Origin of the sequence: Rhodococcus sp. G-MC3, from assembly GCF_030063335.1 — a bacterium.
In the GTDB taxonomy this organism is placed as follows: Bacteria; Actinomycetota; Actinomycetes; order Mycobacteriales; family Mycobacteriaceae; genus Rhodococcoides.
On sequence record NZ_JASISW010000017.1, the window covers coordinates 19956 to 34354 of the forward strand.

12 protein-coding genes are annotated in these 14399 nt (G+C 63.1%); all 12 read right to left on the minus strand.

The window, feature by feature from the left end; genetic code table 11:
* Window positions 1–5: 5 nt before the first annotated feature.
* On the minus strand, window positions 6–971 hold the full coding sequence (locus QMK17_RS18215; protein WP_283510705.1) for a glycosyltransferase family 2 protein: 966 nt from the start codon (window positions 969–971) through the stop codon (window positions 6–8).
* Window positions 968–1816: a glycosyltransferase family 2 protein gene (locus QMK17_RS18220; RefSeq protein WP_283510706.1), complete on the minus strand. Its 849-nt coding sequence runs from the start codon at window positions 1814–1816 to the stop codon at window positions 968–970. Before QMK17_RS18220 ends, QMK17_RS18215 begins: the two co-directional genes overlap by 4 nt.
* A 242-nt stretch (window positions 1817–2058) precedes the next feature.
* Window positions 2059–4233, minus strand: coding sequence for a hypothetical protein (locus tag QMK17_RS18225; protein WP_283510707.1), 2175 nt, complete (start codon window positions 4231–4233; stop codon window positions 2059–2061).
* Entirely contained in the window at window positions 4214–5497 is a 1284-nt protein-coding gene (locus QMK17_RS18230; RefSeq protein WP_442972792.1) for a glycosyltransferase family 2 protein, read from the minus strand. The genes QMK17_RS18225 and QMK17_RS18230 overlap by 20 nt, the downstream gene beginning before the upstream one ends.
* A gap of 41 nt (window positions 5498–5538) precedes the next feature.
* Window positions 5539–6465 carry a glycoside hydrolase family 16 protein gene (locus QMK17_RS18235; protein ID WP_283510709.1) on the minus strand — a complete coding sequence of 309 codons (927 nt, stop codon included), beginning with the start codon at window positions 6463–6465 and terminating at the stop codon, window positions 5539–5541.
* Window positions 6462–7175 carry a DUF998 domain-containing protein gene (locus QMK17_RS18240; RefSeq protein ID WP_283510710.1) on the minus strand — a complete coding sequence of 238 codons (714 nt, stop codon included), beginning with the start codon at window positions 7173–7175 and terminating at the stop codon, window positions 6462–6464. Before QMK17_RS18240 ends, QMK17_RS18235 begins: the two co-directional genes overlap by 4 nt.
* On the minus strand, window positions 7172–8449 hold the full coding sequence (locus tag QMK17_RS18245) for a hypothetical protein (protein WP_283510711.1): 1278 nt from the start codon (window positions 8447–8449) through the stop codon (window positions 7172–7174). Before QMK17_RS18245 ends, QMK17_RS18240 begins: the two co-directional genes overlap by 4 nt.
* Window positions 8446–10035 carry a lipopolysaccharide biosynthesis protein gene (locus QMK17_RS18250; protein WP_283510712.1) on the minus strand — a complete coding sequence of 530 codons (1590 nt, stop codon included), beginning with the start codon at window positions 10033–10035 and terminating at the stop codon, window positions 8446–8448. Before QMK17_RS18250 ends, QMK17_RS18245 begins: the two co-directional genes overlap by 4 nt.
* 95 nt (window positions 10036–10130) lie before the next feature.
* Window positions 10131–11978 carry a hypothetical protein gene (locus tag QMK17_RS18255; RefSeq protein ID WP_283510713.1) on the minus strand — a complete coding sequence of 616 codons (1848 nt, stop codon included), beginning with the start codon at window positions 11976–11978 and terminating at the stop codon, window positions 10131–10133.
* A 48-nt stretch (window positions 11979–12026) separates the two neighbouring features.
* Window positions 12027–12965 carry an amino acid--[acyl-carrier-protein] ligase gene (locus QMK17_RS18260; protein ID WP_283510714.1) on the minus strand — a complete coding sequence of 313 codons (939 nt, stop codon included), beginning with the start codon at window positions 12963–12965 and terminating at the stop codon, window positions 12027–12029.
* Window positions 12966–14111 (minus strand): acyl-CoA dehydrogenase family protein, encoded by a 1146-nt coding sequence (locus tag QMK17_RS18265; RefSeq protein ID WP_283510715.1) that lies wholly within the window; start codon window positions 14109–14111, stop codon window positions 12966–12968.
* Between the two features lie 5 nt (window positions 14112–14116).
* Window positions 14117–14374 (minus strand): acyl carrier protein, encoded by a 258-nt coding sequence (locus tag QMK17_RS18270; RefSeq protein WP_283510716.1) that lies wholly within the window; start codon window positions 14372–14374, stop codon window positions 14117–14119.
* Window positions 14375–14399 lie beyond the last annotated feature (25 nt).

Genomic DNA, 14399 nt, shown 5'->3' on the forward strand with positions numbered 1-14399 from the left:
CGCTGCTAGCTGGAGATGCGGCTCAACCGGCCCCGAGCGTAACCGAAACCGGCTGCGCCGACGCTTGCCACCACTGCAACGGCTCCCCACGCGCGAGTGGGGTTTCCCCGTGCCGCAGCGCTGGTTTCACGTCCGACTGCCCGCGGCAGGATCTTGGCGGTGTACGACCTTTCGGATGACAGTGCGTCCTCCGAACCGATGAGGCGGGCGATGGCAGCCTTGGATACGCCCTCCGCGTAGCTGCGTGAGAGCAGGTAACGCGGACGCGTCCGGTCCGAGCTGACAGTGTGATCGACGACGATCGACGGATCGAAGACGATTTCCGCTTCCGGGTGATTCTGCCGGAGGCGGATGCACAGCTCGGTCTCTTCGCAGCCCAACGGAACTCGTCCGATCCGGCCGATGCCGGACACGAACCCGCCGAGCGCGACGATCGGCTCACGGCGGAACGACATGTTGGCGCCCATCAAGTTACGAACCGCTGAAGTGGTCGTGGGCTGCCCCCTGTATGTACAGCCCACGATCCAATCCAGTTCCCCCGGCTCCCCGGCCACAGCAGTGGGCAGGAAGGAGGGACGTCTATCCGGCCAGACCGGGTATGCCGATCCGCCGACCGCGTAAACGGCCGGGTCGGAGTAGTGCGCCAGAATCGAGGAGAGCCACTCGTCCGAACGCGGCGCCGCATCGTCGTCGAGAAACACGACGATGTCGCCGACCGCACGGTCGAGTGATGTATTACGAGCACCCGAAAGCCCACGAGGGTGCATATTCTCGGTGACCACCACAGTGGTGCTCCGTGGCACGAAGTCGGCTTGTGCTCGCTCCAGCAACGCATCGTTGTGGTCGATGACGACCAGCAACTCGGTTGCGGGAGTGGACTGACGAAGCACGGCGTCGACGGCTGTGCTGAGATCGTCCCACCGATCGAGGGTGTACGCGCAGATGACTACCGACGAGGACTGCTCGCTCACGCTGATTTCTCATGCAGTGGAATCTCGCTCAAGATTCCGAACGTCTCGAACTCCAGGTCCATGTCGGTACGCGCTTCGTTGGTGCGGCGGTCTGGGCGAGCAATCGAGTTCTTCGCCAGCTTGCGGGCACGGACGCGCTCGGTGAAGAGGGTGCGCAGTACGCGGAAACCGTCGGAGAACGTACGGAGGTTGCTCTGGCCGTAGATCCGGGCCAGTTCGACGCTCGGCACTTCCTGGATGCGCACGTTTGCCTCGGCGAAGCGGCAGTTGATGATGGTCTCGATCTCGAAACCATCGCCCCAGAGCATGTCTGCTTCAAGGCCTTCCTGGTCCACCGGAGGCAGATCGAGCACGGGCACCAAGTCGCGCCAGAACGCGTTGTAGCCGTAGCAGAGATCGGAGAACTTGGTGCCGAACAGTGTGTTGGCCACCAGGTGCAGTCCGCCGTTGCCTGCGCGGCGAAGCGGCGTGATGTCGTGGCTGCCGCCACCTTCGGTGAAGCGGCTGCCCTTGGCGAAGTCTGCGCCTGCGAGGAGCGCGTCGACGAAGCGAGGGATCTCGTCTGCGTCGGCGGAGCCGTCGGCGTCGAACATCACGATGATGTCGCCGGTGGCAGCTTCGAAGCCGCACGCAAGTGCGTTGCCCTTGCCCTTGCGGGTCTGTTTGATGATGCGGATGTCTCCGCGGATCTCGCGGGCTGCATCGATGGTGCCGTCGACCGAGCCGCCGTCGACGAGAACGAGCTCGTAGTCGTGGGACAGCAACGGGAGCACGTGGCGCAGATTCGCAGCCTCGTTGAGTGTTGGGATGACGATGCTGATGCGCGGGTTATGGGATTTCAACATATCCATTCCAAACGGGTTGAGTGCAGTGACGGGTAAGTGTGCATTGACCGACTGATCTCCGAACATCTGTGACGCGACCCCCGGCGGATCCACAGACTTCAAGGTTCCGCTCCCGGCTTCGAGGGCGAAAATCTTTGTTCTTCGACTGACTCATAACCTTAAAAGAAGCCGTGAGATTGTCAAGTCACAGATAAACAAACTAAGCGAATGTTTGTGTTAGTAACGTCATACTCGTCGGATGTTTAATCGGCTGGACGTTCGAACACAATGGTGTCCCTGTCCTGCGAGTGCACCGACCAGGCAGGATTCGACCTGAGCCACCGCTCGAACGTGTCCGCGGCACCGTCCTGCATGAACCCGTAGTACTTCATTGCCTCGATCGATTGGCGGGTCAAAATCACGAATGTCGGCGTGGTGCGCTGAGACGCATCCCACTCCAACGCGTCGAGTTGAGTCGACGTGGGAAATTCCAGCATGTACTCGGGTCCGTAAAAGTTCAGTGGGGCGTCGTACATCTCGTTGGCTTCGGCCTGCGCCACGTACTTCGCCGTCGACCTGATCGGGTATCCCGCGGGATAGAGCATCGTGAAAGTGGTGCCGGGAGGGTTGGCTTCCGACAACGCCTGGGTGCTGTCGATCTGCACCTGGTTCTCGATGATCAACGGCCACAAACCGAAATAGCCTTGCAGGCCGAACGTCGCCGCCCCGACAGTCCCCAGGCCGGCACAGGCGATCGCAACACGAGTGCCGACCTTCCTGACCGCTCCTCTGGCCTTCGCCGGCTGAGCGTCGAGCAGAGCCAGCAACATCGGTGCAATCAGTAGTACGCACCCAGGGATCGCGTACAGGTACACACGGAAAATGGCTTCGCCGCCGTAACTCTGACCCGCGAGCAAGGCAATGGAACCGAAGGCCATGACCATCGGTGCCCAGAACGTCTTCTTGGTCCGCCAGGCGTAGACGATCGAGATCATCGCCAGCCCGAACACACCCGCCGACAACGCTCGACAGATCAACGACGTCACCTGTTTACCGAGAATTCCTGGAGTTTGCACGTTGCTGGCGGCATTTTCCACGGGATCGAAACCGGACAGCAAACCGTACGGCGCGACGATGCTCAGCCGCGGATACAGATAGCCCAGCAAGATTATCGCCAGCGGAAGCATCAGCCACCATGGCTTGGCACGGCGGGTGACGAGCAATACGCCGGAGACGCCGAACAGCCAGTACGGCGTGAGCTGATGCGTCGGAACAAGAGCGGCGAACGGAAGTAGCGCAAGGAAACCGGTGACTCGCAATTGCGTCGAGGCCATGAGCAGCACCATGAATCCGATGGCGAGTACGAAGCCGACTGCCTGTGGCGCGAAGTAGTCCTGGCCGACCCAATTGACCAGTTCGGCGAGCATCGCCGCGGTCACCGCGACCCGAGGGCGCTGCTTCAACACGCGCGCGAGGCTGTAGACGAACAGGGCGATGAGCACGTGCACCATCGGCGCGAAGATATGGGCCATGGGCAGGATGCCGAAGTTGCTGACGTCGCTGAACCATGCTGTGACGACGAAGAAACTCGGCCACTGCGAGTAGATGTCGATTCCGTTGGGCGGCAGCGATCCGAAGGACAGGATGTACTCGGAGATGGCGACGTGCTTGTACGTCCACTCGTACACCGGAGCGTCGGTGATGAAGGTGACCGTGAGCCGCTGGATCAAAATTGCCGCGGCGATGGATGCCACCGCGATGCGAAATTGATGTCGCCGAATCGCGATCAGGAACGCACTGACGACAAGCGCCATACAGATCACCAGAACCGGACCTGTACCCGCGGACAGCAGGCCGAACTGTGAATAGCCCGCCTCCTGCAGTCCCGGTAGCGACGGCAGCCACAGCACGACGGCCAGAGCGATCATGAGGCCCGCGACGTTGCGGCGCAGGAATTCTCGATCCCACAGCGTCGCCCTGGCGGTATCGGCACGTGCCAGCAGGGTGTTACGAGAGAACGCGCGGCCCGCCCACGACTGCCACGCATGGCGGTCGGGCCACTCGTGGTGCCTGCGATACCACAGAACCGACGATCCGATCTGAATCGCGACGACGATCGCGGTGATCCAGCGTGGGGACCACTGATATCCCCACATCGCCGCCGTCGTGACCAGAACGATCGTGGAGATACTCAGGATCGGGACGGCCGCCAGCCGCGCCCGTGGCGGTACGTAGATCCACGTCTGGATCGCCGAACCCGGTCCCGCGAAGACCAGAACTCCCAGCAGAACTGCACGCATCGCCGACGGAAGGGGAAGCATCGCAAGCATTCCGAGAACACCGGAGACGACGGCCAGATCGGCGAAGCGAACGTCCGGGCGCGAGTTGGTCTGCTCGCCAGTGTTGTCCAGTCTGTGATCAGTCGAGTACAGGCTCACGGCTCACCTCCAACAACGGCATGCGCACACGTCCTTCGCGTCGACTGCGGCGCAGCGCGCCCGGACCCTTCGCAATGGACAGCAATTCCATCCGGCCGATGCCGTCGGGAAGATCTGCAGCCAGATCGTCGGGCGGCGATGCCACCTTGCTCATCTTGGCAGAGAGCCGGACAGCACTGCCTGCGCGGCGCACGGCGACGCGGACGGCCAGCGTCGCCGACTGCCTGTTGGTGGCCACCGTCGCCAGCCATGCGCCGAGTCCGAGTCCGTACCCGCGAGCTTGGACCGCAAGTGCCTCCGAATCGGCGCGGTGACGATGCCAGACGATGGAGGCCGGTTCGTAGACGAGTTTGTCGCCGGCCATCAACACCCGGAAGAACATGTCGAGATCCTCGCCGCCGTTGGTGGGCGAACCGACCCCGAGGGCTTCGTCGAAACCGCCGAGGTCGAACATACGATCGCGGCGGACAGCAAAGTTCGCACCCGTTCCGTACATACCGACCTGGAACGGGAAGAGCGGCACGTCCGCCGGGGGGTTCGCGAGATCGTAGATACGGGGCGTCACCGAGCTGGCCCAACCGACCCGGCGATCGAAGTATGCCTGTGCGTGGGTGCGAATCTCTCCGCTCGGAACGATTCCCGACACGCAGGCCACTCGCGGGTCTCGGCCGAAGCCTCGGGCGATTGCGTCCAACCACCGCGTATCCACGGCGACGTCGTCGTCGGTGAACGCGACGATCGAGTGTCGGGCAGCGCGAAGACCGGTGTTGCGAGCCCGCGACAGCCCTGCCGTCGGCTCCGAGACCACGCGGACCCGCGGATCGGTGAGCGCCTTGACGTAGTCCACCGTCGCGCTGGTGGTCGAGGCATTGTCGACGACGACGACCTCGAAATCGGGATAGTCCACCGACAGCACCGAGGCCAACGCGCCGCGCAGATGATCGATCCTGTCCTTCGTGCACACGACAACCGAGATCGGCGGCCTCGCGCCCGACCCCTCCGGCAGTACCCCCGCATCGGTGACGTCGAGTGTGCGGACCGCTTCGATGAGATCGTCGGACGATACCGCGAGATCCTCGATGGGCAACTCGACGAAGCCGAGAGGATTCATTCCCTGCCTGACCAGCAGCCGCGCGCGTGAGTATCCCTCAGCGTCGGCGAGTGCAAGCGTCGCAGGCATCTCCACCTCGATGTCGACGTCGCCGATCCAGACCGCACCGTCCCACTCGGGCGATTGCAGTCTGGGGAGTGCGGGCTTCAACACGGGTAGATCCTTTCGGTACAGCATGGTCTTGCGAGGGAGTGTCAGCTGGCCCGGTAGCGAACCCAGTCGACGGACATGGTTGCGGGGAACTTCGTTGCCGCAGTGGTCGGTCCAGGCCAGTCACCCGCGACAGCGACGTTGAACAGGAGGTAGAAGGGCTTGTCGAACACCCAGTATTCGGAACCATCGGTCAGATCGGCGGGTGTGACAGTCTGCAACACGGTCTCGTCCATGCCGGTGACGACTTTGCCGGGCGAACGCTCCACCCAGTAAGTGTGGTAATCGTCGGACAGTAGCGCCGCCGGTGACCCCGCAGTCTGTACCTTTTGGCTGGTCGGACTGTCGGGCTGTGGAGCGTGAATACCGGTGTGATAATTGTCGGCGGCGTTCAGCGTCTCGATGACGTCGATCTCACCCGAGAGTGGCCAGCCGACAGAGTCGATGTCGGACCCGAGCAACCAGAACGCTGGATGCAGTCCCTGGCCCGCAGGCATCTTGATGCGTGCCTCGAGACGGCCGTAGGTGAACTCGAACTTGTCCTTGGTGGTCACCCTCGCCGAGGTGTAACCGTCCGCGGTGCTCAGCGCCGAGACGGACAGGTTTCCCGACCCATCCTGGTTCGCGTTGGAGCGTTCGTCCGTGTAGTTCTGCTTCTCGTTGTTGCCCCACCCGGTCTGACCCGTGTCGAAACTCCACTTGTCGGGATCCAGCGCCGAATCCTTGGCCCCGTCGAACTGGTCGTAGACAGTGAAGTCGCCTGCTGTCTCGGAGGAGTCTGCGGTGTTCGCCCCCGCTGGCGACGATTCGTCCCAAAACTCGTGATACGCGACGACTCCCGAGGCGGAGAAGGTCGCGGCGACGACAACAGTGCTCAGTACACGCGGCCACAGCTTGCGTTTCGGTGGTTGAAACCGACCCGGTGAAGGAAGCCTGGCGACCTCGACGGTGCCGTGATCTCGGTGTGTCATCGAGGCCCGTCGTCAGGGGAGGACGTCTCGAGGAGTGAAGCCATCTTTCGCGCAGTCGACCGGTTCGCGACGGCCAATACGACGGTTGCACTCAGGAGCGAGTAGACAACGGTTCGTTCGACGACCCCGATGCCGATGCCGATGTTGTGCCCGCCGATGTACAGAAGCGACGCCGCCAGAGCGAGGGAGCCGAGCGACGTCACGACGATTCTGACCGGAACGCGAAGAGTGGGATGGCCGCCCGCGACGATCATCCCCAATGAACCGACGACGAACATCACGGTGGCCCCGAGCGAGTGAATCTGGTAATCGACCCCCTGATTGACGATGCCCGCCACGAACGCACCTCCACCGGCGACAGCGAGAAGAGCACCGCCGCGAACGTCGAGGACACCCGTCACCAACCACGCCAGCACGGCGACGATCAATGCGACGCCGAACAGGGCGATCGAGGCGTTCATCAGTACATAGAGCTTGCTGCACGGCCAGTTTCCGGCCGGCCCGCAGAACGAGATCCCGAGTTCGCTGACGAAGTTGTTCCGGTAGCTGTAGAGACCACGCCAGGTCGCTGACACCACGAACTCGACGAGCAGGAGCTGGAGCACCGAGATTCCGGCCCAATAGCCGATTTTCGCCCATAGTGACGCATCTGGGCCGGTGGTCGGATTCCCCTTCAGTGCCGCACGAGCCTGGTGTAGATGAGTACTCATCGTGATAACTCCTGAGGGGCGAGCAGCGCAATCGGATCGAACATTGCCAGGTCGATCGCGGACTGCACTGCGTCGCGATCGAAGAAATTGTCGTGGAACGTTGCCGTCAAGTGGAAGACATCGCGAACCCTCATCGACGTGACGACGATCGACTGCGGTATCGAGGGCTCACTCAAGGGGTAGAAGACGCACTTGTCGGGCTGCTCCGTCCACGCGATGTTCTCGACCTGCCTGACGCGCCCGATGTCGGAGAAGGTAATTTCCGCGTCAGCGGTGGCGGGAGCGGTGGTGGCTCGAATCGAAGGAACCGCAGACCTGGTCTTGAGGTAGTGCAAGGCGCTCAGCCCACCAACGGCGAGTGGGCGACCCTTGTCGATGGCGTGCGCGAGCGAACTGTGAAGAGCGGTCGGTGACGTTGGGTCGATACCGCGGAAGTCGATCCCGACCGCAAAATTCCCCAGTACGACGCCCTCGGCACGGAGATAGCGTCGGCAATCGAACAGAAAATTGGCCGAATATGCTGTGGGAATACCGCTGGTGGACAACGCTTTCGCGACTGCTGCACTCAGCATGGACGTGATCGACACCTCGGGGAGGTTCTCGGCACGCCAGGCAGTCAGAGCGCTTGGAGCGCCGACGCTCGATGACGCGACGGCCAAGGCCGGGGAGGGCGACCACGGGACACGCGAGTCCTCCATGGGCGCGAGCGCAGGTGAGACGAGCTCGGGCGGGACTGTGCGCAGCCGCCCATGGACGACATCGACAATGTTGCGCGGGTTGTGAATCATCCAGTCGGCCAACGCACGCGGTAGCGGGTTCCGCACCGCGCGTGCGGTCGCCCACGAGGGCAGCGGCGGGTTCGGGTCGGGATTGCCGAGGTAGGCGTACAGCTCGACTGGAAGTACAGCGTCACTGAATCCGTGTGACAGATCGAGAAGCAAGTAGTCACCGGCCAGGCGTGCCCGCAACGGCACTTCCGCAGACGCGGTCCGCGACAGTTCGACGAGCAGTTCCTTTACCTGTACGGCAGTGATCGGATCCACCTCGATCACGTTGTCGCACACGAGGTCCGGCCGGTACTTCCACTTCGGCGAGGTCGGGGTCACCTGAAGGCCGACCCGCGCAGACGGTCCCGCGGACGCCAACGCGAAAAGACGAGCACGGACACGTTCGATGCCGCCGAAGTTCGCGGGACCGAGACCGCAGATTATTCGGGTGTCGGACCTCGACATGTCCATGGCGCTTGCCTTGTAGGTGACGGTTGTGGGGCTCACGGAGTGCCTCTTCCCGGTGCAGGTGTGCGGTAGGGACGCCCCTGGCCGTAGGGACTCGGACTGTAGGGCGTCTGGCCTCGCTTGGGGTCGATGCGGATGTTGTGCGACCCGGCAGTGCTGTATTCGCGGGGATACGCGCCTTCGGCAGTCAGCGTCGTCACTGGTCGTCCCAGGAGCGGCGGAGTCGGCGCAGGCGGGTCGGGAGGAAAGCGGTCGTCGTCATCGTCGTCGGGTGGCGTGTGCCCGCGTGCGGACAGCTCCTTGATCCACCGAATCAGCGGCACGATCAGCACGATCGCACCGAAGGCCTCGGCCGCAAGGTACGCCCAGCCCACGGCAGCGATACCCAGAGAAGACGAGAGCGTCACCGATCCGATGATGATGATCGACGTCGCGGCGACCTGAACCGCCACGGCGAGTTTCATCCGCCGCTGGACCCGGGCGAGTCCGTCGTACAGCGAACCGACGACCGACAACGGGATGGTGATGGCGGCGAGGTGCACGATGATGGTGCCATTTTCCCGGTACTGCTCGCCCACGATGCCGAGCCCGAACGGTGCGAGGAACGCGAGAAAGAACGATCCACCGAGCGCCACGATGCAGACCATCGTCATGAAACGTTTGGTCAAGCGGGTGAACTGTTCGGGATTGGCGGCGACCTCGGCGACGAACGGGCCCACCAGAACACTGATCAGAATGTAGAGAGCGCTCACGATCGACCAGGTGAGCGAGAAGTACGCGTTGTCCTCGGCGCCGAGTGTTGCCACGACGATCATCGGAACCAGAAGTGGTGCCAGCGATCCGAGGGCGGTGATGCCGTACGCCGAGCCGAAATACGACCACAGCTCACGTTTCGGTGGCAGATCGGGCGGCAACTGGTAGCGCGGCTCGGTCCGAAGGTTACGCAGGACCGCTCGCAGAACGACGATCGATGCGATGACCGCGGGAACAGCCCACGCTGCGATGATCGACGTGCTGCGCTCCGTCGCGAACAACGCGATGAGCAGCATGAACTTGACCACGGCGTGAAAGACGTTCTTGCCGGCGGCCCAGCGTGCAACACCGAGCCCGGACGAGGTTTGATCCTGCAAGGCGAATACCGCCAGGACCGCCACGAAAGCCGGGAACGTCACGATCTCCGCGGTGCTGGTGAACATCTTGTCGGTGGGAGCCACGAGAAGGAATCCGCATCCGAGCACGAACGCGAAGGCGGTGACCATCATGTACCCACGGACGACGAACGATCGGGCAAGCCACCCCGACACCGGTAGGAAGCGCTCGAACATCGACCCGAGACTCAGGTTCGACAGCGTCGAGAGCATCACGGCGGAGGTGATGACGGCAGAGGCGCTGCCCACTTCGGCGACCGGATAGAGCCTGCCTGCTGCAGCCCAGAACAGCAGTCCGAGCGCACCGGTCACCACCGTCGACAGCATCAGGGCAAGCGAGTTCAAAGCGAGGTTGCGATCGGAGGATTTCCGATCCGGCGCGTCGACGGCCGCGGAAGCACGTTCCGGTGCTGAAGGGCCGACCGGCGTCGACGGCCGCTCCGCCTGGACCTGCTGGATCGGCATCGTGTGCGACATGAGACCCATGTCCCAACGAACCGGTTCGAGTGGGTACCACTCGAGCCGTTCCAGGCTCTTGTGCCGCGGAGGCGCTATTTTCGGCGCGCGGTGCTTCACAAGGACGTCCAGTCCACTGGCACTGGCGGAGCGTGTGCATCGATTTTCACGCCGAACGCGTCGGAGACCGCCTGGAGAAGTTCGGTGCGAACCGTCTCGCGGAGGTCTCGGCCGTAGAGGGAGTGATCGCCGCTCACGAAGGACTTGACCTCGGTGGGCCGACGGTCGGTCGCGCCGCGCTTCGCGGCTGCACGGGTTTTGCGGAGACGATCCATGCCTTCCGGGCCGCGGTTGGCCACGAACCACGCCGTATCGGTCGGCGAGAGCAGGACCGTGGTGCGGACACTCTTCGCCTCCAACTTGGAGAGAGAAATTTCGGGAACCTGGATCAGCCCACGAGTTCCGAGCCACAACCACACCGGGTACGGAAGTGACGTCTGCAGAGCGTTCTTCACGGTGACACCGAAGTTGTGCAGTCGATCCAGTGCAGTGCTGATGGCGCCGTTCTTCTCGTTGTGCATCGACGACCGCTTGACGAACTCGAGCCGCCGGGTGGTCCAGTCGAGTGTGTTGAGCAATACGGCCGAGGAGACACCGAGCTCACGCGCAGCGAAACTCGAATACCACGATCCCGAGCACATTCCAGACACCATGACGTTCCGCGGGCTCGACCCGGCGAATCGAACGGCGTTGAGTGCGTCCACATTGCCCTCGTCGCTGTAAAGCTTGGTGATCTCACCGTCGAGGACGACGCCGCTCTCGCCGGTGCCGCGACGGTCGAATCGGAGCACCGATACACCCTGTGCTGCGAGTTCTCTGGAAATCTCCACCCACATCCGCACTGGGCCGACACGATGTTCGTTGGCCGTCGGATACAGCACGAGGGTCGGTCCGCCCGGGACGCACGTCGGCGAGCTCGAGCGTATACCGAACAGGCCGTCGGGCCCGATCGATTCCATCGTCTCGGTGACGGAGAGGTTGCCGTCGCCGACCTCGGCCTCGGTGACGACCTGCAGGGTCACCGCAGACCGCGCGTGATCGAACCTGTCGTCGATCCACGACGCGAGGTGGGCGATATCCACGCTCGGCAGCACGACCTCGAAATCACTCGGTTCGAGGAAGAGGTCGTGATCGGACAGGGTGTGTTCTTCGGCATTCTGGTTACGGACAAGGCTACGAACAGGTTTGGAGTCGCCGCGCTCCTGGCGGGTTGCGACGAGAACCGGGCAGGCGAGTGCGGCGTGCTTGGAGATGTCGAGCGCAGCGAACTCCGCGGCGACCCCCTCATGCAGCACGGCGCCGATGATGGAGACGCGAGGATCGGCGTCGGAGTCCGTGGTGACACTCACCGAATACAGTGCACGCTGTTCGTGCAGGTACGAGCGACCGCGTACCACTGGATCCCACAGCACCGCCGCGGTGAGTGGTCCGCACTGCGACGCTGCTGTCGATGCCAGAAGCGCCCCGGCGCGCAGGCCCACGAGGGCGACATCGCTCGGGCCGCAACTACGTACGAAGTCGACGGCCGTCACGATGCTGCCGATCCAGTGCCCGACGATGTTGGCCTCGTCCTGAGCTCCGAACGAGTCGCCTGCACCGAGATAGTCGAATCGGAGAACGAGCAATCCACGGGCGCAGAGCTTCTGGGCGAGCAGGGTCAGGCCGCGATACGAATCGACCTGTTCCTTGCCGAGCGGCGGGCACAGCACCACGCTTCCGCGTGCCCGTCCACCTACCGGCACGTGGACCGTCCCGAACAAGCGTGCGTCCTCGGGGCCGAACCACGTCGAATATTTGCCCCCCTGATTGATCGAGGGTCGGTTCGCGGTCGATTCGATCTCGATCGCCGAGGAGTCTGCGGTGATCATGTCGGTGTTCCGCAGTGCGGTTCTTTGACTGTTCACGTGTGTGCATCCTGTCTTGTGGTTCTCGGCGAGAGGGGGCGAATGGTTCTACACTGCGATCGCGGATGGCCACTTTCGGCGGTCGAGTCCGTGTGTACGCAACATTGCCAACGCGATTCGCTCCATGCCGAACCCGACGCATGCGCTGTGGGCCGGCCGGCCATCGGCGGTGTCGATGGCAAAGGTGTGACCGAAATGGTCGCGGTGGCAGTTGCACGAGACGACTGCCGTGCCGTCGTCGAGATCTCCGTACAGCTTGACCACAAGTTCGGTCTTGAGGTTTTCGTTGCGCTGGTTGGCGGCCAGCATGCGTCCGGCGCGACCGAAGAACGGATCGTTCGCGATGACGGCTTCGGCTTCGAGACCGAGGTCTGCGAGCACCTGAAGTCCGCGCTCGACCCACCGTTCACGATGGGCGACGGCGTCGTCGGGGGTTCCGATGCGGACGTACTCGTGCATCCGAAATGCTTGCATGCGAGCAGGATCCACTGCGGGTTCGTGTCGGAAGCAGTACCCGTAGATGTCGAGTAGTTTTCCACCCTCGGGGAGGGTCCCGGTCAGCATCGAGTACGCGGGGTGGCATGCCGCCGATACGAGCATGGTTCCCGCGGACTCGAGGAAGTGGTCCCAGTCCTTGCCATCCGAGCGTTCCGCCAGCAGCGCCGCGTGCGCCTTGTTGTCGCCGTCGAACGTGTTGATCGCGCCCGTCAAGTTGGGGAACGATGCAATATAGTCGGTGCGCTCGAACGCTTCTCGCGGAAAAACCGGAGGGAAACGGAATCGCGGTGCTTTGCGGCCGTGTTCGGCCTCGCCCGCAGCCTTCACGTGCTCGTCGATGATGTCGATGATGTCCTCGAACTCACCGGATCGGCCGTAGAGACCTTCGACGGAGCTGGGAACGAGGAGGCCGGCGCCTATGAGTTCATCGCGGAACAGCGTGCGTGCCGAGTCGAGTTCGCTGATCTCGGTGTGTGCGGACAACGTCATTCATTTCCCCTTGTAGACGAGTGCCAGCTGGGAGTTGTGACCTAGAATTCGTTCGTTGCTGACCATGATGGCCGAGCCGTGCGCATCCCGAAGATGGCGGCCGATACTCAGATCGCCGTCCTGGCGGTACCCGGAGATGCCGCAGATCTGCAATGCCTTGCCGACGATGTCGATGACCAACGTCGACGCCGTCACCTTGACATTGTTGATCTTCACGGCGAATCCGATGGCACCGAGTTCGGCGGGCGAGTCGGCAATCGCCTCGTACTTGGCGGCCGCACCGAAGACCGTGTCCACGAGTTGCTCGTGCACGACGTAGAGCTCCGCGAGGCGAAGCGCACTCGGCGGTGTGACGCCGGGCGTACGGCTGGCGGCCTTGCGAACAGACTTGCGGGCCTTGGTGATTGCCGCGTCGGCAATGCCGAGCCATGCTGCACCCCACAGTACGTGAGCGGCGGGAAGCATTGTCTGCGAGGAGATGTCACCGTAATTGTCGCCGAGAATGTTCGACGTCGTCGCGGTAGCCTCCAGCTGGAATCCGGGACTGCAGGTGCCACGGAATCCCAATGTGTCCCAGTCGCCGGTGCGCCGAAGCTCGACGTTGGGCTTCTCGCAGACGACGAGGACCTGATCGCTCGGAGGGCTGTCTTCCGAACGCCTGGCCGTTGCCAGGACGAACTGCGCATATTCACCGTAAGAGATGACCGGCGCAGTCTTCGACAACGTGATGTGCTCGCCGTCGTACTTCACCGCGCAACTACTCGTCCGAACGTCTCCGCCGATGTTGATCTCGGTGGTGGCGGACGCGACCAACGGCTGCTCGGCTGCAAGACGCTCGAGCAGGGCCGTCATCGCATCGGACTTGCCGTGACGAACGATGCTCAGAACCTGAGACTGATGCATCACGAAGATCATCGCCGACGACGCGCACTCGGCACCGAGAGCGCGCGCGGTGTGCGCAAGCTCGGTGAGTGACCGGCCGCTGCCGCCGAACTCCGTCGGAATTCCGGCCGCGAGCAGACCAGCCTTCCGCATCGCGTCGACCGACTCGGACGGAAAGCGTCCATCGCGGTCGACGGAGTCCGCGTGCTCGCGCAGAACGGCGAGAACGTCCGACATGGCCATGGTGTCGTAGACGGTGGTCACCGCGGTCAGTTCGTCAGCTGTGAGATGGCGGCGGCGATGGCGTCGATGCTGCCGAACGTGGACTTCTGGAGCATCGTGTCAGGGAACTCGACGTCGAACTCGTCCTCCAGCGCGATCATCACGTTGACGCTTGCATGCGACGTGAGGCCGCTGTCGTACAGATCTGCCGCTGCGTCCAGGTCGACCGCCGACACCGGAAGCTTGCCGAATTTGTTCAGAACATCTCGAACGCGGCTGACATCTTCAGAGTTGAGTGTCTCCATGCGAACCTCCAGCGAATCTCGTGAA